Origin of the sequence: Veillonella intestinalis (genome assembly GCF_943192895.1) — a bacterium.
GTDB lineage: Bacteria > Bacillota > Negativicutes > Veillonellales > Veillonellaceae > Veillonella_A > Veillonella_A intestinalis.
On the sequence record NZ_CALPCB010000007.1, the window covers coordinates 139105 to 162819 of the forward strand.

Consider the following 23715-nt stretch of genomic DNA (forward strand, 5'->3'; position numbering starts at 1 on the left):
TAATTAAATTTTTCCATAACTGAACTTATTAACTCAATGCAAAATCCCTCTAATTCAGTCATAAGAAAAATCGATTTAATCTATATTTCACAACCTCATATAAATTTCATATAAATTTTATATGAATTTAAAATATCTTAAAGTCTATATTATACTAATTTAGATTGTAAGAATGAATAAATTTGCCGAAACAAAAAGAGACTAATTTTGTCAGTAATAATTAATTTAATATATTACTCCACTTTTAACCTATAGCTACAAATTATTTCTATCATTGTTCTATAAAATTAGATGTTGTCAAGAATCCCTATTCCATTCAGGAATAGATAAAAAAAACGACTGTATAGAAATTACTTCTATGCAGTCGTTTTTAAAACTCACTATTCAATTATTGAGCTACTTCTTCTTTTTTGATTTTACCACCAAAAATGTCGCGGTAATCACCTTTTTCTTCGTTATCTTTATTATTTACACGAACACGTTCGATTTTGTAACGATCATTATCTTCACCAGCAATGCGGTCAACACGACTGTGATCAAGACCTTCAAGGCGAGTTAATTCAGGGCCAAATTCATCGATAGCACGCGCCATGCCTGCATCGATTTCAGCACCATTCTTAAGCGCACGATATATAACAGCAGCAAACTCATATCGAGTAAGTGTACGATCGCCTTTGAATTCACCATCAGGATAACCAATTGTGAAGCCTTTCTTAGCAATAGTATCCACATATTCATAAGCCCAATGGTTCTTAGGCACATCTGGGAACTCCCGAGTAGAAATATCTGAGTAACCAGAAGCCATACCATTACCACCACGACGTAATTGTTCATTTTCAGCTACTAACTGTTGAACAATACGTTTCAAGGATTCTACGTCTTTAGCAAGAGCTACACGCGATGTAGATACACCATTGGATTGACCAAAGCGGATACTTACACCTGCATTAAACATTTCATCGCCATTACCTAAGGTGCTACCAATGCTGAAACGAGTGTCTTCATTTGGCTGATAGTAAGCACCAATCGCAAATGCATCGGCATTTTTGTAATTACCATAACCTACGGCAAAATTCCATTTGTCATCTGGATTAAAGTCTAATGGACTCAATGCAGCTAATGCAGCCGCACCAGCACCTACTTCGTTAACACGATTGTTCAATTTATTTACACGGCCATTTAAATTACCGAAATCACCAGCTAAACCATCTACACGATCGCTTACAGCATCTAACTGACCACGATTTACTGCATCAGTTGGAGCTTCGCCTGCGCCAACATTGTGAATCACATTGTCACCCATGCTAACATTATCGCCACTTACTACAACTGTATTTCCTTCAGCGCCTTTAACAGTTAAACCATCATTGTTAATAGTTGTGTTGCCAGTTGTTACGGAATTTAAGCCTGTTATATCTTTAGATAATTTAATATCTAAGCCTTGACCATTGGCCACTACGCCAATATTACCATCTGATAAGTTGCTTGCATCAGCGCCACCTTTAAGATTTAAGGTTTCACCATTCTTAACAGTTACTTTTACGCCATCATCACCAGCAAATACACGACTAGAATCTTTTACAGCTGTATCAATATTGCCAATTTTTTCAGCTAAATCATGTAATTGGCCTTCAGTCGCTGCTCGGTGCTCTACATAGCCATTAGTCTCTGGATCCCAAGTTGTATTATCAAGTCCTGTAATGAATTGACCATTTTCTTTTGTACCTAACGGAGTATCAGGGGCCTTAATAGGACTAACTTCTTGGTTACCCATGATAATTTGGTCTTCAGGATTACCATTATCTACACCAATAGTTACTTGACCTTTTGAACCATCAGCCACCACTTGGTTTTCACCTGTACCAGCAGTTACTTTAGCAGCTTCACCATTAATATTAACCTGCTTAGCCGTATCAGATTCATGTCCTAGAGTGATATTATCATTAAGATTTACTTTATTGCCAGCTGCTACAGTAATATTTTTTCCTTCTTGTACGTTTGAGCCATTTATTACAAGGTTCTTAACATCACCAATAGCTGATGCTACTGTTCTCAATTGTGCTACGTTAACTGCATCAGTATCAGCTGTACCAGCGGCTACATTTGTAATCTGACGCGTTTTACCGTTTGCACCAACAGATACAGCAGCTAGTGTAGATTTCCAAGTAGCATTAGTTTTTGTGGATGCTGTATCTGTAACTGGGTCATAACCAACAACACCTTTATCTACAGTGGCAATAGAATCAAAACCAAGAGCCACGCCACCTACTGTTTCCACATTTGCGTTATGACCAATTACAACCGCATCAGTTGCAGTTAGCTCAGTTTCTTCATCAACAGAACCTAGTACGATACTATTGTTAGCACCAGTTACTTTTCGATTATCACCAAATACAACGGCAGTCTTAGTATCTTTAACTGTATTATTAATACCTGCTAAAGTTACATCATCTACATTTTCTGCTTTATTGTTATAACCCATAATGGAGTTATATTGACTAATGTCTGCAGCTGTACCAGTTAGGGTGTTTTTTACACCAATGATAGAAGATGCACGAGTGTAATCAGCTTTGTTACTGCCACCAATAGCCAAAGTAGACCCGCCACTATCAGTATTACGTATAATGTCTAGCATTTTTACTTGCAATTCTTTAGCTGAATTTGCTGCTGAAGAACTAGCTAATAGGCCTGTACCAGGAATAGAAATACTTGTTACAGAGTTAGTAATTTCATTCCCTGCACCAAAGATTAAAGCCCCATTTGCATTGGCTACTTTATTGGCCAAACCTACAATACTACTAGCTACACCAGAACTAGAGTTTTCAGCAGTAGCTGACTCCATGCTATTCATGGAACCCATAATAACGGCACCAAAGTTTTTACCTGCATCAACAGAGTCACGACCACCGGCATAATTACTAGTAGCAATAGAGTAGGCACCAGTAATTGTAGAGAAAGTACCATGGTTAAAGCTATTAGTACCAATTGTAGTTGCATTAACCCCCACACCAGTAGCTCTTCGGCCTGCTTCAGTAGACGTATCTACCTTTACATCACCTAATTGGCCAATGTATTTATGAGTGCCCACCATTAAACTACCAGAACGAACATAAGAGTTTTCACCAATAGCTATGCCTGCTGCCAATTTGGATGGATCTGCAGGAATACGTGCCGTAGATAAGAAGTTACCGCTAAATGTAGTTTGACCAAGGGCAAAGATAGCTTCTTGTTTACCAGCCATGTTTTCTACGTAGGCATTTTGACCTAGAGAAATACCAGCACTTTGGTCGGCATAATTTTCAACTTTAGCACCATTACCAATAGCAATGTCGCCACTGCCTTTACCACCATTACTATCCAAAATCCAAGCTTTATGACCAATGGCAATACTATTGTGAGCTACTGCACTAGCCCCTACACCAGCAGCTAAGGCATTGTCACCTGTAGCACCATCATTGTTGTAGTTGCCACCTGGAGTTTGAGGGCCTTTTACACTGTAGTAATGTGTCTTATTATTGGTTACATCAGAAGTAGTAGCTATCCCACTTACAGCATAAGTAGAGTCATCATTACGCTTAAATGTTAGAGTGTCTCCTTCTAGAGTAACACTTGTTGTATCAAGATTTTTCAACCCAGCAATTTCAATAGTTTCAGCATTACTATCTGTTAAAATTAAAGTTCCTTCAGAACCATTATATGATACTTTACCTTCAACAATAGTCGTGTCAGTAGCATCAGCAGCCCAAACACTACCACTAATTCCTGCGCTTAACGCCAATACAGCCAAAGTCACACCAATACGCTGACCTGTCTGAGATTTTGTTGTTGCTGTTTTACCAGCTTGTTTAGCAAGTTCAGAAACAACTACATAGCTGTTCTTAACCTTGCTCCAAATAACTTTATAATGCTTATTCATTGACTCAACCTCCCATAATACTAGTTAGTCATTTTAACTGTAAAATATATGATTACACCAAACCAAAAACATATTCAATAAAAGTAAGGACGCTTAAACTATCTCATATCACCCCACACATTAATTCACATTAATAAAGTTGCTAGGCGCGTCACACCACGCAAACTATTATCTCTCTTTTGCTTAATTATTTTATCTTTTACGGCCTATATCTGTCAATAAATTTTAACAGTTTTCTCATCATATTTTTCACTAACCTTTCATTAAATTCTAACTTTTTCAAGTTTATCAATTACAGCAACATATATAAAAAGTTCTGATATATATTGTAAAAATCTAAATCTATATTTCTTATATAACATTTATCATTTAATACACACTTTATTGATAGGTTATTATGTTTTATCAACTTTCAAAACATTAATTCATAGTAAATTCATGATTATTGACATTATATTTTATATACCCCTCTTGATAGCCTAATATACACCTCGAGAAGCTTGTATTATTTCACTCCCTTTTTCAAATTAATAGTTTACATTTTAAATCAATGGGTATATAATATCTATGTTGTCATGGACCACTAGCTCAGCTGGCAGAGCACCTGACTCTTAATCAGGGTGTCCAGGGTTCGATCCCCTGGTGGTCCACCATACCAAGGTCTTGCTAATGCAAGACCTTTTTTACATACAAAAACGCCCTAATCCGATTTTCCAGATTAGGGCGTTTCAAGTATCATTACCTGTAAATAGACACTAAAATAATAATGTCGATTGTTGGATTCACAGCTCGAATACAGTGCAATAAAATTGGCATTGTAATTTTGCTAGGTACAAGCCTCATCGATAACGCAACTATACAATTTGATATTTAACCTTCAATTCTTGATACAATTGATAACCTAAAATATTGTCTTTCTGTAATCTGCCTAACACAATTCCTGGAGCTATATCCATTTTATACGCAAATTGGCAAATAGACTCTTTATCACCTGTGTATGTTTTTAAAAATGTTTCATACTCATTTTTAGGGATTAGCGTCTCTGCAGCAAAAGAATCAGCTTCAATTTCTTCACACTCAGTTGTCATTCGCTGATTATAAATATGACCTTCAATAATATGATACATTTCATGGAATAAACTAAACCAAAATATGTCCGCCGTTTTACCTCTAACCGTAAGGGCTAATACAATTTTTTTCCCATCAATAAATGATGCTCCATGTAAAAAAGATCCCTCTAAATGAGGTAAAAAAACTATAACAATTCCACACTCACTTAATAATTCTTTCAAAGTTTGACAAAATTCGTCAGGCTCTTGTGTCGTTAGCCTTCGTATTTTAGGAATACTTTCTTTTAATTTTTCAATGTTAATATCCGAAACTACACGTTGTCTTGCCAACAGTTTTGCTTGTTGCGCCCATACCGCAAGTGCATAATTACTTTTATTTGATTCCCCATTCACACGAAATGCAATTCCTGGTATTTTTAAAGAATCTATAATTTCTAATTTAGAAACTTCAAAAAAACGTCGTAAATTTTCAACTTTTTTTATCGCAACTCGTGTCTTCTCTACCCATCCAAGGCTAGCTATTTTAGCATAAGGAATTTTCCTAACTAATTCAATCTCTCGTTCCATTTCCAATTCAGCTTTTACTCTTGCCAAATCTTCTCTATACTCGGCCTCTAAACCCTGCCAAAACTTCATGGGCAAGCCCAGGACATTCTCTAACCGTAAAGCTACATCAGCACTAAGTTCTACTTTTCCATTAATCAAATTACTAATATGTTTTTCACTAAAGTTCATTCTTTGAGCAAATTCTTTTTGAGACATTCCTCTATATTCTAATTGTTCTTTTATGGTAGCACCTGGAGGAATTGCTATATAATTCTTACTGCTATACATCTGTAAACCCTCCTTTGATTATTTATGGTAATCTTCTATGCTAATAATTATTACTACATCTAATTTTTCTTCATGTTTTCTAAATACTAATCTATACGGGTGAATTAAATCCATTGCATAATGTCCTTCAAGCTGACCTTTTAATGAATGACATCTTCCCACGGAAAACTTTATTAAAGTTTCAACATTATCACTATGTTTTAACTCTTTAATACGCTGAAAGATTTTTGCGGACATTTCTTCCCCATATGTTTTCTTTGCCTCTTTACCTTCTGTACACACTTTTTCTAACTTCTTAGTTCTATAAGTAACATCCAGTTTTTTGCACCTTCTCCCACAAATAAATTAACCTATAAGGTTAATTTAATATTAACACTATTTAATCAGATTAGCAAGAAAATATGCTTATACTAAAATAACCTTAACGTCGAAGTAACGTCAAGGCCATTTCTCAAATACTTTGTTAAAGTTACGAGATGAGCCGAGCGTTGCAATACTTAGCTATCTCTCTTTCTATTATACCTACTCCACCGTCACTCGTCAAACACGGGTGACTTTTTAAATGCCAAAAATCCAAGATACACCTAAGCGAATAAAGCTAAGTGTCAATACCCAAAAGGCTAAAAAATGAAGTGTTCCTTCTAAGCCTTGTCCAAGGCGAGAAACGCCAGATTTATAAACAATATCGCACCAACACATACCAAAACCTCCAATCACACTGTATGATAAATAATTCTCTAATTTTTTCAGTTTTTCAAGATATAACTGTTATTATTCTACTAAATTCAGCTTCATTTCTCAACCTCAAAAGCATGCTATGTATACCAATTGTGCATATGATATAATGAAACCAATACCATATTCTATTATATGTATAGGAATAGACGCTAACGACGATTTCAGTCCTATACCTCTGAAAGGACTTTCCTATGACTGATATTTTACTATTTGAAATGATTAAGCGAATTAGCACGGCCATTGTGCTCGGTCTTGTCATTTCTCGTTTAAAACTCTTTGATCGGCTCATGGCTAATCGTTTATCTTGGTTCGATCGTTTTATTTTTATTCTTATTTTTTCAAGTATTGCTATTTTAGGTACTTATGGCGGTATTCCCATCAATGATGCCCTAGCAAATTCTCGCATGATTGGTATCATGGCGGCCGGTCTAGTAGGGGGCCCTTTTTTAGGCGGTGCCGTTGGTCTTGTTTCAGGCTTACATCGCTATTCATTAGGCGGTTTTACCGCTCTGGCCTGTGCCATTTCTTCTATTACCGAAGGCCTGTTAGCCGGTCTGTTTCAAAAGTTTTATAAACGCAAATTAATACCTTGGCCCATAGCCCTAGGTATCGGCTTCTTTGGCGAAATTATCCAAATGCTCATCATCTTATTAGTAGCCGAACCCTATCATATGGCAGCCGCTCTCGTCGGTGACATTGCCGTACCTATGACCATTGCTAACTCTCTTGGTCTTGCTCTTTTCATGAAAATCATCAAAGATGGCTTACACCAACGGGAAACGCAAAAGGCCAATCAAAGTCAAAATATTTTGTCTATTGCTCGTGAAACGGTTCGTTATTTCCGCAAAGGCTTAACGCCTGAATCTGCTAATGCAGTCGTACAAATTATCAAAAAGCACAGTTCTTATGATGCCGTTTCTATTACTGACACGACGCACGTACTAGCTTATATCGGAGCTGAAGCTAATCATCATGCCCCTGGGGTAGCTGACCATTTAACAAATGTAACCATTCATTCTCTCACGTCGGGCACTATCCATATTGCCTATTCACATGATGAAATTGGCTGTACAGATCCTCATTGCACCTTAAACAGTGCCATTGTCGTTCCTTTAAGTATTAACGGGCGTATCATCGGCTCGCTTAAAATGTACTATACGGACACAACTCATTATCCCGATTCATCCGATGTAGCCTTTGCTCAAGGGCTAGCCGATTTATTTTCTACCCAGCTAGAATTAACAGAGATTGATCAACAGCGTCAATTAACAGAGGCCGCTAAAATGCAAGCGCTCCACACGCAAATCAATCCCCATTTCTTATTTAATACTTTAAATACAATTTCGTCCTTAATACGAACTAACCCAGAATTAGCACGACGTTTACTCATCAAATTTTCCCAAATGTTTCGTTTCACCTTGCAATATACAGGGCGTGTTATTTCCTTTGCAAAGGAATGGGACCAAGTAAGTGGCTTTTTAGAAATTTCACTGGCCCGCCATGGAGATAAACTCTTTGTGACCCATAATATTGCTCCTGCCATTTTCAGCTTTGGCATTCCATCCCTTACCTTACAACCGATTATTGAAAATTCCATTAAGCATGGCTTACAGCCACGTGAAGTGGGGGGCTCTATTGCCATTGAAGGCACGATGACAGAAACAGATATTATTATAACTGTTACCGATGATGGTGTCGGCTTTCAGGGAGATCCTAATTATTATTTGGAGCAACCACCAGAAGGTCACATTGGTTTGAGCAATGTACATCATCGCCTTCAAGGGCTGTATGGCGCTCCATATGGTCTCACCATTTCTTCAATTCCTGAAGAAGGCACAACTGTAACTATTCGCCTTCCCAAAATTCAACCAGAACCTGAAAAGGAGGTCCTATGATTCGCACCATTCTAATTGATGACGAAGCACCAGCGCGCGACGAGCTACGCTATCTACTCACTACGAACCACAGTACCACCATTGATATCATTGGAGAAGCCGACAATGCCACTTCTGCAATTTCACTAATTACTCGTGAAAAACCACAATTAATCTTTTTAGATATTCACATGCGTGGTCTATCTGGCCTAGAATTGGCAGAGGTCATTCGTGATATTTCGCCAGACAGTCGTATTATCTTTGCCACGGCTTACGATGAATATGCCCTTAAAGCATTTGAGCTACAAGCCTTAGACTATGTAGTAAAACCCATTGAAGAAAATCGCTTATCCAAGGCTATCCAACATGTAATCAAAGCTTTATATCCGCAAGGTCTACCTAGTGAAAAAAATGCATCTATACAAGAGGATATTGCAATTACGGCCACGCCCCCTACCGCTTCCACTGATAACACGCCAACGGTACGTACTAATAAACTAGCGGTAGATGATGGTGCACACATTCTCTTGATTGACTTAGACAGTATCGCCTATATTACAGGAGAATCAGGACGATTAGAAGTCCATACGGATTCTGGGAAATATGGCTCTAACAAAACGTTGACAGAGTTACAAGAGCGCCTTCGTGGCACTTCACTTTACCGCGTGCACCGTAGCTATATTGTGAACCTTAACAAAGTGCGTGAAGTCGTACCATGGTTTAAAGGCACCTATTGGCTTCGCTTGCCACAGCAAACGGCTAAAGGACAAGAACTGGTAGACATTCCTGTAAGTAAAGCACAAGTGAAGTTGATAAAAGAGTTGCTAGGGATTAACTAAGTTTGGCTAAAAAAACTACATAAAGTATTGATAAAAGTAAAGCGAGAGGTCTCCCTCACGACCAGCTAGGAAAGATAGCAATGGTCGCTACGCGAGGCCTCTCGCTTTGCTTATCCTCTGTACTTTATGTAATTTCTATTCAAACCTATATCAGGTTAATCCCTAGCAAGCTCTTTTAGTGAGAGGTAGAAAGATAGCAAAAAAACGAGGAGACTCTAGTAGCCATCACGTTTCAGATTAGGCTAGAGGAGTCTCCTAATTTTATTGTAAGTAGTTGTAATGAGATTCTAATGTTAGATGAATGTTAGGCTACAGAAAATGGTATTGACTTATGCATTTTCTGTTTCCATATTAGTTACTTCTTCCGCTTCAATATCTGCTTCGGTTCTAAAGTCTTGTGGTTGTTTTGCCAAGCGAATCCAACTGCGAACGGCTTCAACCATAACGATAGCAACGAGGATAAGCATAAGAATACTTACACCGACAAGCATCCACTGACCTTCTGGAATATAGTTATAGACGATATTTTCATAGTCCGCCATAACTGTAATAACTGCGATAAAGATACAAGGAATCAATGTTACCCAAGCGTAACGTTTGTGACCAAGGTGCATAATAACAGTAGTACCGATGGCAAGCCCCATAGTAGCTAACAACTGATTAGATACACCAAATAATGGCCAAATGGTTCCGATATTGCCTTGTAATACGAGGTAACCCCAAGTGAAACATACAAGGAATGACGCAATATAAACGCCTGGTAACCAATGAGCATCTTTCATTTTAGGGAATGCCATACCTAATAATTCTTGTACCATATAACGGCTTACGCGTGTACCAGTATCGATTAATGTCAAGATGAACAAAGCTTCGAACATGATACAGAAATGGTACCAGTAACTCATAAGGTGAGCCATGCTTGGAATTTGAGAGAAGATATGAGCCATACCAACAGCCAAGGACACTGCACCACCTGGACGATGCATTAAGTCTTCCCCTACCATAGCGGATAAAGCTGGCAATTCATGAACTTGAAGTCCTAACGCATTAAATGTTTCAGTTGTAGAGTTAATTGCGAAATAGTCACTTGGATGTAAGCTAGTAGCTGCAATCAACGCCATCATAGCGATAAATGCTTCAGTAAGCATAGCGCCATAACCAATTGGTAACATTTCTTTTTCATTGGTAATCATTTTAGGGGTTGTACCTGTGGAAACGGTAGCATGGAACCCAGATAAGGCACCACAAGCAATCGTAATGAATACGAATGGAATAGCAGAGCCACTAAGTACAGGGCCACCACCATATACATAATCAGAGAAAGCTGGCATTTGAAGAACAGGCATTACGATAATAATACCAAGTGCTAATGCGCCGATAGTCCCTACTTTCATGTAAGTAGATAAATAACCACGAGGTGCTAATAACAACCAAACTGGCAATGCTGCTGCAAAGAAGCTATATACAGCTAACATAATTTGAATGGAATGACGATCCCAAGTGAAATAAGGTGCTAATGAGGAATGTGCAATGTCTGGCCCATAAATAACAGCGGCCATAATCAAAGCAACACCAATAACAGTGGCTTCACGAATTTTACCAGGGCGAATCCAACGAAGATACACACCAATGAATACAGCAATTGGAATCGTAGCACTCACTGTAAAAAAGCCCCAAGGAGAGTTTTCAAGAGAGTTAGCTACTACTGCTGCCATCCCTGCCATGGTAATAATAAGCAAGAATAGAGTCGCTAGTAAAGTGCCCATACCAGCTAAGCTAGAAATTTCAGATTTCGCAATATCCGCAATGGATTTACCATTATAACGTACGGAAGCAAATAATAACACGAAATCGTGAACAGCCCCAGCTAATACGGAACCAATCAAAATCCAAAGCACGCCTGGTAAATAACCAAATTGTGCTGCAATAACTGGTCCCACTAAAGGACCTGCCCCAGCAATGGCAGCAAAATGTTGACCAAAGGTTACCCATTTATTGGTAGGTACATAGTCAACCCCATCATTAATAGCTACCGCTGGTGTTGTCCGATATTGGTTAACCGTCAATACTTTGGCAGCTATGAAGGACCCGTACAAGCGATATGCGATCGCAAGCACTAGGGCCGATACAATAACTAAATAAAGCCCGTTCATTTCCATCTGTAGGAACCTCCTAAAATAAAATAAGTGCAATGGTAAGCTGAGATTCTCTTGTGATAGATTGTCCGCTCACAAGTTACCTTGTCATCTCATCTTCATCTGATAGCATTGTATGTTATTTTAAACATCTGGTAAACGAATTTTCTATGAATGGAACAAATCGGGCTATCAACGGAAATAAAGTTTGTCAAAAAGAAATGAAAAACTACTCATAAACTAAAAAGCCATAACAAAATGTAAGTTATAGTTCTTCATCTTGTTACGGCTTATTTTTATTTTTTGGAATCTAAGGGCACGATTGAAATAGTGTAGCCTAACGGCTTTAATACTTTAAATAAAATTACAATGCGCTCTTATAGATGTTCAAAATATCTTCTGTTGTAAAGTTTGTATATGATGTTGGGTAGCGGTTTGATTTTTCCGCAATGGCTGGTAAATCTTCTGCGGGAATCCCTACTTCAGTCAAGGTTGTTGGTGCACCAAGGCTCTTGAAATAAGCCCGTAATGCTTCAATGCCCGCTAAGGCTAATGCCTCATCACTGTCGTAGTCACTCCGCTTTAAGCCCCACACATTGGTAGCAAAGCGCACAAAGCGTGCCACATGATCTTTATAAATGTAGCGAAGTAGCATAGGGTGAACAATAGCAAGGCCAGCCCCATGAGCAATATCATGGAACGCAGATAAGGAATGTTCAATCTGATGGGCCATCCAGTCCTGTTTTTTACCTAAGCCCATAATACCATTAAGAGCAATCGTAGCCCCCCACATCAAATTGGAACGAGCTTCATAATCTGTTGGATTCTTAACTGCAATATCAGCATTTTCCATAATATTCTTAAAGGCTGCTTCAATCATAGCGTCACTTAAATTATTCGTTTCAGGCAAGGAGAAATACTGCTCCATCAAATGGGATAACATATCACAAATACCATTTACTAGCTGTTCTTGTGGCATTGTATATGTATATGTAGGATCTAGATAAGAAAATTGTGGGAATAGAGCATCGCCAAAACCGCCCATTTTCTTCTGTAGCTCCCAATTAGTAACTACACCACGGTTATTCATTTCACTGCCTGTAGCCGACATCGTTAAAACAACCCCAATAGGCAAAGCTTCTGTTACGTTTTCACGTTTCATAAACATATGCTCCCACCAATCAAAATCAGGCGCTGTTTTCGCTACACCAGCAATAAATTTAGAGCAGTCAATAACGGAACCACCACCAACAGCCAAGACAAAGTCAACATTATGTTTACGGCACAAATCAGCACCTTCCTGCACTTTTTCCATGCGAGGATTAGACATAATACCGCTTAATTCAACGACAGTTTTACCAGCAGCTTGTAATTGAGCCTTAACGGCATCATAAATACCGTTCTTTTTAATGCTACCACCGCCATAGGTGAGTAACACCGTTTTGCCATAGCGAGCTAATTCCTCACTAAGTTGACTTACACAATCTTTGCCAAATACAATCTTCGTTGGGTTATAAAAAGTAAATGCGTCCATAGGGACCTCCTTTATATTCATATCCATATGCAGTAAACCGGTCATGCGTGGCACAACCGGTTCCTGTTTTATTATCTTAATTGTAACGTAAATTAGCTATAGATACAACGAAACATTTTATTATTTTTCTCAATATTTCTTTCGCTGCATGTCTATTTCAATAGCTGTATGTCTATTCCAATATATGATTTATCTTAATGAAGTTCCACAGCATATGTAATACGTCGTTCGTACATTTCATTGGCTTTTGTCAACGATTCCTGAAACGTCGCCATATTCACATCATTAGGTGCGAATTGTGGTTCAATACAAATTCCACTGTATTGTTCATAGACTTCACCTTGACGACCTTCATCAGCTAGCCAGTTACCTGTATATAGTTGGAAGCCCGGTGCATCTGATAAAACATGTAATGTCAAATCCGCTACCCGAAACGAACCGCAACGTTGTACTTCCACCGGCGAATGACTCATCATACCATTATCAGACAACGCCAATGTATTGGGCGCTCGCAACACATAATGATGATCGTAGCCACGATAAGCCGCTAATGGTGCTTGATACTGACGCAAGGCGTCACCTATAGATTGCCATGCACGAAAATCAAAAGGACTTCCTTCCACGGAAACAATCTCACCAGTTGGAATTTGATTATCGCCAAATGGTAAATATTGGGATGCATTCAATTGAACTTCATGGTTTGTTATTAAGCCTTGATCAGCGGCAACCATAGCCCCATTGACATGAGGTAGAGCGGCTGTACCATTCAAGTTAAAATAACTATGACCTGTAATATTGACTACTGAATTTTCTGAAGTCATGTATTGATACGTTAATCGTAACTCAGCTCCATCTACTTCCACCAATAGCTGAACCCGCAAATCGCCAGAAAATCCATCATCTTGACCTCGTAAGGTAGTAGCGAGCACTATTTTTTCATAATTGACTTCTTTGCGTTCACTATTAGGTACCAATTGCCAAAGAGCAAAACTTAAACTACATTCACCGCTATGCAATAAATTAGGCCCATTATTAGGTGTCCACGAATAGGTTTTATCATCAATTTCACAGCGAGCACCGCCAATGCGATTAGCTACGCGCCCTACAGTAGCGCCTAAGTAGGCATCACCTTGTTCATAGCCACGAAACGTATCATAACCTAGCACAATGTTTCGTTTCAAAGGTTTTACAATAAAATCTACAATAGTGGCGCCACGATTTAAAATCCGAACTATTAATTGTTCCGTTTCTAATTCATATAGCTTGACAGCCTCACCTTTTTTTGTCTTACCCCAATCATACCGCTTCATTGTGTCACCTCATCAACCGCCGATGCGCCACATAGCACGTTTAGGTACATCCATATCAGCGCCATCATGTTGCTCTTTACGCAATTGTAAAACTTCAACAATATACTGTGCCAATTCTTGCGCTGTTTTACCTTGACGAACTAAACCTACTAAATCAGCTTCATCATCACGAAGCAAACAAAGGCGTAAACGACCATCAGACGTTAAACGCACTCGATTACATGAGTCACAATAACTATGGCTCATAGGGAAAATAAAGCCCACTAAATTACCTTGTGGCAGACGATAATACGTGGCCGGGCCAAAGCCTGTCACGTCCTGCGTCTTAGGCGCTGGTCCTACAGGAACTAGTTTACCACCACATAATCGTTCCAGCTGTTGCTGCCACATATCAAACGTAGGTCCTCTAAATTTCTCGCCTTGAAATGGCATGTATTCGATAAATCGCCAGATTACAGGCCATTTTTTCATATAGGCTAATAAAGAGCGCACCATATCATCGGACAATGTTTCCATCAATACAGTATTAATTTTTACTGTTTTAAACCCTGCCTGCAAGGAGGCTTCAATTCCATCAATAACGGCTTGTAACTGCCCTGTACGGCCAGTACGCTCATCAAATGTTTTTTCATCGACAGCATCTAAGCTAATATTGACCCGCTGTAAACCAAGTTTGCATAGACTATCCGCTCGGTTAGCCAACAAACTGCCGTTCGTAGTCATCGATATATCCTCAAACCATTGACGTTCTTGCAACTTAGCTAACAAGGTATCAAGTTGCGGATATAGTAATGGCTCACCCCCTGTCAAACGCAACGCGCGTATCCCCAATTCATGAAAGGCTTCTAAAATAACAAGCCACTCATCAGGTGTTAGCAAATTGGTTTGACTCTCTGGGGTAATGGCTTCTGGCCGGCAGTAAGGACAGCAAAAATTGCAGGCTTCCGTTAGTGATACACGCACATATTCAATTGTTCGTTGCCAACTATCTTGTACCATCCGAACGCTCCTATGGGCTATTTAATTAGCCACTTCTTCTACCACAACAGTATCGCCAACTTTAATCGTGCCACCGCTTAACACTTTAGCAAAAATTCCCTGGGTTGGCATAATACAAGAACCCACTTGCTTTTGGATTTCACAGCCAGAATGACATTCCTTGCCAATCTGAGTCACTTCTAACAGTACATCGTCACCTACAAATAAACGCGTACCGACAGGTAATTCATATAAAACAACGCCTTCAATTGTAATGTTTTCAGCAAAATCACCAGGGTTTACATCCGCCCCCTTAGCTCGCATTAAATCAATACTTTGAATGCCTAACAAACTAATTTGGCGATGCCATTTACCAGCATGTGCATCCCCTTCCATGCCAAAGTCAGTAATTAACTTGGCTTCTGGAATATTATGTTTCTTCTGTCCTTTTTTTTCGCTAATGGAGATCGCAATAACCTTTGCCATAATATATATTAGTTCCTTTCTATGACCTACTAAGTCTTAGCTGTACATAGCCCTAAATACTCCGATGATACAAATACCTAGCAAATTTACGGCTGCATGCTACTACGCTTAGTATGCCACTGTATCAATCACTTTGTATGTTGCTCTGGCAACACTGTATAGATTGATTTCTATATAATAGCTATTATAACACGATATAGGTAACTTAAACATGTTTACTTGTTAATTTTACAAAAAAATCTGACATGACCTAAATTCTAAGTCATGCCAGATTTAATATAGTGCAGCGTATGTAATTACACATAATGCAACGTATTTAATTACACATAATGTAGTGCTTCACTATTTTACTATTCATACCCTTACTTTTTAATCAAACTTTATGCTAATTAATTATTCTTTATGCTAATTAATTATTCGCATAATAATTAATTAAGCAACCGGCTGCAATAATATCCTTTTCATCCTGCTCAATATCACCAAGTGTTAAGGTAATCTTTTGTACACCACTTTCACCAATTACATAACCAGTAAATGTAGTATCATCACTCAATAGGATATCACGTACTTTTGGTACCCAAACAAGATCATGCACTGTAATTTTCTTAGCATCATCTTCATTAATTAAAAATGGTAACATACCCCAGTTCATTACATTACTACGATAGCGTTTAGTCGCATATTCTTGTGCAATATTAGCGGCCCCACCAAGTACACGTTGACAAGATGCTGCTTGTTCACGAGCCGAACCATCACCTGGTTTATTAGCATAAATAACACTACCAATTGACGTACTATTCACAAACTCAGCTACATCTCCAGTGTATGAAACAGCGTCTTTAACCACTTCATATAATTTAACTAATTCTGGACTATTTTCTCCATCTTGACGAGCTTTTTCAATATCTCTAACAGCTTTTGCACGACCCACGTATTCAGGTACTTTTCTACTTAAAGCAAATTCAGATAAGGCATATGGATCTGAACGGTAGGAAGATGTTTCCCCTGATGGAATTAATTCGTCAGTCGTTGTCACTGGATCATCAATATATGCTGCTACTTTAAGAAGTAAATTTTCCTGTAGTGGCTCAATTTTTGGCCAAGCTTTAATGGATGGTGCATAAATTAACTGTTCTTCTTTGTTGCCTTCACCAAATCCTGCATACACTTTATTTTCATATGGCTTAGCATCATAATGGAATTCTGGCACAGAATCATCATAATCAATTTCAGTAGCCGGTGTTAATGCGCCTCCATGAATTGCGGTAGCGGCTACCGAGCGAGCATCCATAAGGGCCACAGATGAAATCTGACCATTACCAGGTTTCGAACCTTCACGACTAGGGAAGTTACGAGTTGCATGGCGCACGCTAAAACCTTCATTATTTGGCGTATCCCCTGCACCAAAGCAAGGCCCACAGAATGCAGTACGTACAATAGCCCCTGCTTCCACTAAATCAACCAAGGCCCCGTTTTTCATAAGTTCTAGATAAATTGGCTGACTGGAAGGATATACGCTAAATGCGAAGCGGCCATTACCTACACTTTTACCACCAACAATATTAGCCGCTGCCACCAAGTTTTCATATAAACCACCAGAGCAACCTACAATAATCCCTTGGTCGGAATGTAATTTACCATCATAGTATTTATTAGTAAGACCTAAAGACAATGATTTATTATCTAATTGAGCAATCGCATTCTCTTCGATAGTGCGTAATAAGTCAATACCGCCTTCATTAATCTCTTTAATCGTATACACATTACTAGGGTGGAACGGCATAGCAATCATAGATTCAATCGCATCTAAGTCAACCATAACAACACCATCATAATACGTTACATCGGCTGGTTTCATTTCACGATATGCTTCTGGACGTCCATGGATTGTTAAGAAGTCTTTCACTACAGTGTCAGTCTGCCAAATTGTGGACAAGCAGGTAGTTTCCGTACTCATAACGTCAATGCCATTTCTAAAGTCCATAGACAAGGATGCTACCCCAGGTCCGATAAATTCCATAACTTTATTTTTAACTAAGCCCGTAGCAAATACAGCTTTTTCAATTGCTAAGGCAACGTCTTGTGGCCCTATACCATGTTTTGGTTTGCCTTTTAAATAAATAGCAATAACTTCAGGTCGTTTAATATCATAAGTACGCCCTAACAATTGTTTTACTAATTCAGGACCGCCTTCGCCAATAGCCATGGTTCCTAAGGCTCCATAACGAGTGTGGCTATCTGAACCTAAAATCATTTTGCCACCACCGGCCATCATTTCACGCATATATTGATGAATAACAGCTAAATGAGGTGGTACATAAATGCCACCAAACCGTTTAACTGCGGATAGACCAAATACATGATCATCTTCATTAATCGTGCCACCTACAGCGGCTAAACTATTATGACAGTTAGTTAATACATACGGAATTGGAAATTTATCTAAGCCACTGGCAATCGCCGTTTGAATAATACCCACATAGGTAATATCATGAGATGCTAATGCATCAAATTTAATGCGTAAATCATTCATGCCTTCCGCCTGCTGATGGGATTCCAAAATTGAATACGCTATGGTACCACGACGAGCATCTTCCTTATTCACTGAAAGGCCCTGCTGCTGTACCATCTCTTCGGTCATTAGTTGACCATTAATTAAATACATACCATTTTGTAACGAAACCATGTTTATCCCTCCATTTTACAATGTAACTCATTTTATAATTCACTAAAACCAATTTACAACTATACCTATATCACCTATTATCTATCCCTTAGATATATGTTATACTTATACTTAACTACTTATATCAATAGGAGAAAACTATGGATGATAAAGATTTATTATTACTAAAAACCTTATATGAAGAAAAAAATATTACCCATACAGCTCGGCGAATGTTCCTATCGCAACCAGCCTTAAGTGATAGGCTACGACGTTTAGAAAAGGAATTTAACTGCACTATTTTAATCCGTCGTCCTCGCGGAATCGAGTTTACTACCGAAGGCGAATATTTATATCATTATTTTATGAAAGCCCTTAACTCCTATGAAGCTACCAAGGAGTTCTTAGCTTCCAAAGATCATATTGCCAAAGGTCTCATTCGCATAGGTTGTTCCAATGTTTTTTCTAAATACCATATGCCCAAATTACTTCACGAATTCAAGCAAACATATCCAGCCATAGATATTCAAATGAAAAGTGGCTACAGTCACAATCGCTATCGTGACTTTCTTGAAGGAGATCTTCACGTTTGCATCGTCCGTGGTGATCACAATTGGACAGAACATAAAAAACTGCTTTGGCAAGAACCACTATGTGTCTTTAATAAAACACCTATTTCTATCGAGGATTTGCCCAAGCTACCTTATATTCATTATCAAACGGACTCCCTCTTACAATCCGTCCTAGATGATTGGTGGTATGCTCATTTTCAAAAACCCCCTAAAACGGCCATTGAAGTAGATGCTATGGATACAGCTTTAAAATTAGTGCAACAAAATCTAGGCTATACCTTCCTATCCCAAAGCTGTGGTCAGGATACCCCTGACGTTATAGCGGAACCATTAATTGATCTTGAAGGAAACTTTTTGTTAAGAAAAACGTGGATGTACTATCGCCATTCCTATGAACAATTATCAGCCGTAAAAACATTTGTAGATTTTGTAATTAACTACACACAGCCCCTTTCACCCAAGCTATAATTCCTCTTTATGCATACATGATATCCCTAAACAAGATATAAGACAAACAGTTAATTATTTCAATCTACTATAAGCAAAATCTATTTCTAAAATCTTCAATGCATCCCTATATACTTAGATATATCCAAATAAACTACAATCAAAAATAAAAGGCCACTCTCGCCTGTTAACTAAAACAGTTAGAGAGCGGCCTTAAAAGTAACCAATTTTATTATGTTAATCGTCTTCTTCAACAGGCTCCTCTTTACCGAAACCATTGAAGATTAAATTAAGCACAACTGCGGTCAAACTACCAAGTGTAATGCCACTATGTAAAATAACAGAAGTCCAGCTTGGGAAATTATGATAGAAATTAGGCTCTGTTAAGGTAACCATACTCATCCCAATACTTACAGCAACTAACATTAGATTGTAGTTACCTTCAAAATTAACCTTAGATAAAGCGCGAATACCACTAGCAATAATCATACCAAACATAGCAATACCTGCCCCACCTAATACAGAGTTTGGAATGCACGCTACAATGGCCGCCATTTTAGGTACAAGACCTAATACTACAAGAATTAAACCAGACATAGCGACTACAAAACGACTTTTTACACGAGTTACCGCTAACAAACCTACGTTTTGCGCAAATGCAGTGTATGGGAAGCTATTAAAAATACCGCCCAACATAGTGGATAAACCATCGGCACGCAAACATTTAGCCAGACCTTTACGACCCATTGGCTTACCTACAATTTCACCAATCGCTACACAGTCGCCCGTAGTTTCCACCATAACTACAATCATTACAATAATCATAGAAATAATGGCCCCTACATCGAAGGTAGGATAGCCAAAAGAGAATGGTGTAATGAAACCAATCCAATCAGCCGTCGCCACTTCACTAAAATCAGCTACCCCTAGAAGAGTGGCAACAATAGTACCACCAATTAGGCCTACTAATACAGAAATATTACTTAAAAAGCCTTTACAGAATCGATATACCAGAATAACCATAGTCAAAGTTAAAAATGCTAAAAACAAACTCATGGGACTTGCAAATTCAGGTGATGTAGGCTTCGCATAGCCGGTAATCCAACGAACAGAAACTGGCAATAAGGTAATCCCTATAATGGTAATAATAGTACCAGTTACCACTGGTGGGAATAAGCGTATCAATCGACTAAAATACGGAGCTACTAAAAAGGTAAACAACCCCGCCACTATAATGGCACCATAAATGGCGGTCATCCCTCCTTGAGAGCCAATAACTATCATAGGTGTTACCGAAGCAAAGGTGACCCCTTGGATCATAGGAATTCTAGCCCCTACTTTCCAAAAACCTAGGGTTTGAATTAATGTAGCAATACCACAAGTAAATAAATCTGCATTAATCAAATGAATTAGCTGCTCTGCAGACAAATGCATAGCCTGTGCTACGATGATTGGCACGGCCACCGCCCCTGCATACATGGCTAATACATGTTGCAAGCCATAGGCAAACAACTGCGATGTAGGCAACATTTCATCGACGGGATGAACAGCCTTTTTAACGTCTTCGCTCATGAGAACCCCCTCATACAAAATACCATTATACCTATTTATACATAGTTGCTACTTTAGAAATATTTATAGAAATTCTAACAATATAAATCAACCTGTGAACCCTTCTACTACACCTACAAAGATATCAGTTTTATAGGTCCTATAATTTATAAATTACACTTGCTTTTTAATAAATATTTCTAATTTAACACCAACTATATATTCCTTATATTTATTAAACAACGATTTTTCCCCTTTGTCAAAACCTATTTTCTCATAATAAGACTAAATTTTAAGAATACATGCTTCACATCTTTTTACAAAGTCGCAAAAGTATGATATAAAGAATTGTATTCATTTTTATTGTTTTCAAATAACTAAGGAGTTTTCGACTATGAAGTCTATGATTAATTGGGTCAATATTATTTTAAAAGACTATAGCCGTCACAATATTTCACGGTTATCAGCTGAAACAACGTATTATATTATTTTATCGATAGTACCATTTCTAATCATTGTCTTAACTGGTATTACCGTATTTCTCAACCATAACACGGATGTACTCAATCAATTAGTAGATTTATTGCCACCGGATTCTCAACATACCTTAACAGAATTAATTGATGATTTGACACAGAATCAAAGTACCACCCTCTTTTCAGTGGGTATTATCACTGCCTTTTGGACTTTATCAGCCAGTACACGATCTTTAATTAATGCCCTTAACACAATGCTGGGACTGGATCATATTGAAGAAGGCATTGTTAAAATGTATAGCAAAGCCTTATTCTTTACCTTGATTGGGGCTATTACAGGTTTCTTAGGCCTTATTCTCTCCGTGTACGGCCAATCCTTCCTACAATTATTTGGCAATTTCTTCGGCATCTCCAAAGACGTAATCAATTTGGCAGCTGCCTTTACAACCTTATTGCCACTAGTATCTTTTACTCTGTCCTTAACCTTATTTTATCACTATGCACCACGCCATAAAAAAGGAAATGTTATCAGCTGGAAACGTTCCTTTGCAGGAGGCTTATTAGCTACGGTTTTATGGCTACTATTAACAGTAGGCTATCGTTTTTACATCACAAATTTCGCGGGTGGCTCTGCCACTTACGGGCCTCTCGTAGGCATTATGATCCTCTTTATTTGGATTAACTTATCGGTTCAAACCATTCTTATTAGTGCTGAAATTATTCGCAATAGAGATTTAGACAGCGACCTAAAAAAAGAAGCTATTGACCATCAATTAGATGAGCTACTCCAAGATGAAGAAAAGAAAGAACAAGAAAATCGCGATAAAGAGAAAGTAGCCAACGAAACAGCAAAAGCTAACGATAACACATAATTATATAAATAAAAAGACAAGCTAGAAACTACTAAATAATTTTCTATAGCTTGTCTTTTTTATTATCTTATTTAATTTATTTTATTAAATTGCTTTTTAACTTTTTACTTATCGGCTAACTTTATTTATTTTCTTTCAACCACTGCAAAGCGTACTGAGCATACATAGCCGCCCCCATTGGCAAAGCGGACTCATCAATTTTGAAGAAATTACTATGGTGAGAATGAACCGCATCAAGGTCAGGGTTAGCAATACCAAAGAAGGCAAAACAACCCGGTTTTTCTTCTAAATAATAAGCAAAATCTTCGCCACCCATAGTTTTTTCCATAAGAACTACATTCTCTTCACCGAATAAATCAGCGCCCACTCGATGAGCCAATTCAGAACAAGCAGGTTCATTAATAGTAGGAGGTACCATCTGACGGAATGAAGCTTTGGCCGTCGCTCCATACGCTTTTGCGGTTTCTTCAGCCATTTGTCCCATGGCTTTCTTTAACTCTTCACCTATGGCCGGTTTGAAATAACGAGCAGTTCCTTCCAACTTAGCACGGCCTGAAATGACATTATAACGATCACCACTTGTCATTTTACCAATTGTAACAACTACAGAGTCTAATGGACTAAAATGACGAGAAACAATAGTCTGCAAATTCATAACAATGGCAGAGGCTACTACCGTTGCATCCACAGTTAAATGAGGTTGTGCACCATGGCCGGCTTTCCCTTCTACTTCAATATTAATCTCAAGTGCTGCTGCCATGCGCTCACCAGCTTCTACAGATACTTTGCCAGCTGGCAAATCAATCCAAATATGCCCGCCAAATACGCTGTCTGTTTCAGCAAACCAGGTACCAAATTTCTTCATAAATTCAGCCCCTTCAGCGCTTTCTTCTGCAGGTTGGAATACAAGATATACCTTGCCTTCAATTTCATGTTGCAATGTTTTAAGCATTTTAGCCGCACCTAATAAAATCGCCATATGACCATCGTGGCCACAAGCATGCATTTTACCAGCATGCTGTGATGTAAAATCACAACCAGTTTCTTCCGTTACATTAAGTGCGTCAATATCAGCACGCAACATAATTGTTTTACCTGGCTTAGGTCCTTCAATCCAAGCTACTAACCCTGTATTTTTTTCAGGGTTAATTTCATACGGAATGCCTAATTTATCCAATTCACCAGCTAAGTATTTTGTCGTCTCTTGCTCTTCAAAACTCACTTCTGGATATTGATGCAAATAGCGACGCCAAGCAATAATATCTTTTTCATATTCTTTTTGTAATTCTTTAACAGCTGCTACCGTACTGGTAGCGTCTGTAATTTTAGTATTTATCATTGATTCCATATATTCTCCTCCAATCTCTTTGGCTTTCATAGTAGAATAATTGAGCCTTCTTGTCAAGTTTTCCTACTCA

At 38.3% G+C, this 23715-nt stretch carries 16 protein-coding genes and 1 tRNA gene; 5 read left to right on the top strand and 12 right to left on the bottom strand.

Annotated features, from left to right (window positions below; genetic code table 11):
* Positions 1-388: 388 nt before the first annotated feature.
* Complete coding sequence (locus NFR27_RS07195; RefSeq protein ID WP_251443692.1) at positions 389-3916, bottom strand: ESPR-type extended signal peptide-containing protein; 3528 nt, start codon at positions 3914-3916, stop codon at positions 389-391.
* 577 nt (positions 3917-4493) lie between these two features.
* Between NFR27_RS07195 and NFR27_RS07200 the strand changes: the two genes are divergently transcribed.
* A tRNA-Lys gene (locus NFR27_RS07200) sits at positions 4494-4569 on the top strand.
* A 201-nt stretch (positions 4570-4770) separates the two neighbouring features.
* On the opposite strand, the gene NFR27_RS07205 is transcribed toward NFR27_RS07200, so the two are convergent.
* The 3 genes from NFR27_RS07205 to NFR27_RS07215 form a co-directional block, all read right to left on the bottom strand.
* Positions 4771-5820 (bottom strand): HigA family addiction module antitoxin, encoded by a 1050-nt coding sequence (locus tag NFR27_RS07205; protein ID WP_251443709.1) that lies wholly within the window; start codon positions 5818-5820, stop codon positions 4771-4773.
* Positions 5821-5838: 18 nt separating this feature from the next.
* Positions 5839-6102, bottom strand: a complete 264-nt coding sequence (locus NFR27_RS07210) for a type II toxin-antitoxin system RelE/ParE family toxin (RefSeq protein ID WP_251443729.1) — start codon at positions 6100-6102, stop codon at positions 5839-5841.
* A gap of 276 nt (positions 6103-6378) precedes the next feature.
* Entirely contained in the window at positions 6379-6519 is a 141-nt protein-coding gene (locus NFR27_RS07215; protein WP_172460559.1) for a hypothetical protein, read from the bottom strand.
* 230 nt (positions 6520-6749) lie between these two features.
* Between NFR27_RS07215 and NFR27_RS07220 the strand changes: the two genes are divergently transcribed.
* Positions 6750-8453, top strand: coding sequence for a sensor histidine kinase (locus NFR27_RS07220; protein ID WP_251454936.1), 1704 nt, complete (start codon positions 6750-6752; stop codon positions 8451-8453).
* Positions 8450-9271, top strand: coding sequence for a LytR/AlgR family response regulator transcription factor (locus NFR27_RS07225; protein ID WP_251454938.1), 822 nt, complete (start codon positions 8450-8452; stop codon positions 9269-9271). The genes NFR27_RS07220 and NFR27_RS07225 overlap by 4 nt, the downstream gene beginning before the upstream one ends.
* A gap of 329 nt (positions 9272-9600) precedes the next feature.
* Here NFR27_RS07225 and NFR27_RS07230 read toward each other — a convergent pair whose 3' ends face one another.
* From NFR27_RS07230 to NFR27_RS07255, 6 genes are all read right to left on the bottom strand, one after another.
* Positions 9601-11430, bottom strand: a complete 1830-nt coding sequence (locus NFR27_RS07230; protein ID WP_277612545.1) for a carbon starvation CstA family protein — start codon at positions 11428-11430, stop codon at positions 9601-9603.
* A gap of 340 nt (positions 11431-11770) precedes the next feature.
* The gene (locus NFR27_RS07235) at positions 11771-12940 is read right to left on the bottom strand and encodes an iron-containing alcohol dehydrogenase (RefSeq protein ID WP_251443738.1); all 1170 of its coding nucleotides are present in this window, start codon (positions 12938-12940) and stop codon (positions 11771-11773) included.
* Between the two features lie 194 nt (positions 12941-13134).
* The gene (locus NFR27_RS07240) at positions 13135-14250 is read right to left on the bottom strand and encodes an aldose epimerase family protein (protein WP_251443741.1); all 1116 of its coding nucleotides are present in this window, start codon (positions 14248-14250) and stop codon (positions 13135-13137) included.
* Between the two features lie 12 nt (positions 14251-14262).
* The gene (gene moaA / locus NFR27_RS07245) at positions 14263-15249 is read right to left on the bottom strand and encodes a GTP 3',8-cyclase MoaA (protein WP_251443744.1); all 987 of its coding nucleotides are present in this window, start codon (positions 15247-15249) and stop codon (positions 14263-14265) included.
* 21 nt (positions 15250-15270) lie between these two features.
* Positions 15271-15714 carry an MOSC domain-containing protein gene (locus tag NFR27_RS07250; protein WP_251443747.1) on the bottom strand — a complete coding sequence of 148 codons (444 nt, stop codon included), beginning with the start codon at positions 15712-15714 and terminating at the stop codon, positions 15271-15273.
* A 409-nt stretch (positions 15715-16123) separates the two neighbouring features.
* Complete coding sequence (locus tag NFR27_RS07255) at positions 16124-18400, bottom strand: hydratase (RefSeq protein ID WP_251443750.1); 2277 nt, start codon at positions 18398-18400, stop codon at positions 16124-16126.
* A 140-nt stretch (positions 18401-18540) separates the two neighbouring features.
* Here NFR27_RS07255 and NFR27_RS07260 point away from each other — a divergent pair, with 140 nt between their 5' ends.
* Positions 18541-19419 carry a LysR family transcriptional regulator gene (locus NFR27_RS07260; RefSeq protein WP_251443754.1) on the top strand — a complete coding sequence of 293 codons (879 nt, stop codon included), beginning with the start codon at positions 18541-18543 and terminating at the stop codon, positions 19417-19419.
* Between the two features lie 216 nt (positions 19420-19635).
* On the opposite strand, the gene NFR27_RS07265 is transcribed toward NFR27_RS07260, so the two are convergent.
* Positions 19636-20970, bottom strand: a complete 1335-nt coding sequence (locus tag NFR27_RS07265) for a nucleobase:cation symporter-2 family protein (RefSeq protein ID WP_251443757.1) — start codon at positions 20968-20970, stop codon at positions 19636-19638.
* Positions 20971-21343: 373 nt separating this feature from the next.
* Here NFR27_RS07265 and NFR27_RS07270 point away from each other — a divergent pair, with 373 nt between their 5' ends.
* On the top strand, positions 21344-22297 hold the full coding sequence (locus tag NFR27_RS07270; RefSeq protein WP_251443760.1) for a YihY/virulence factor BrkB family protein: 954 nt from the start codon (positions 21344-21346) through the stop codon (positions 22295-22297).
* A 121-nt stretch (positions 22298-22418) separates the two neighbouring features.
* Here NFR27_RS07270 and NFR27_RS07275 read toward each other — a convergent pair whose 3' ends face one another.
* Positions 22419-23645, bottom strand: a complete 1227-nt coding sequence (locus NFR27_RS07275) for a M20 metallopeptidase family protein (RefSeq protein WP_251443764.1) — start codon at positions 23643-23645, stop codon at positions 22419-22421.
* Positions 23646-23715: the final 70 nt, after the last annotated feature.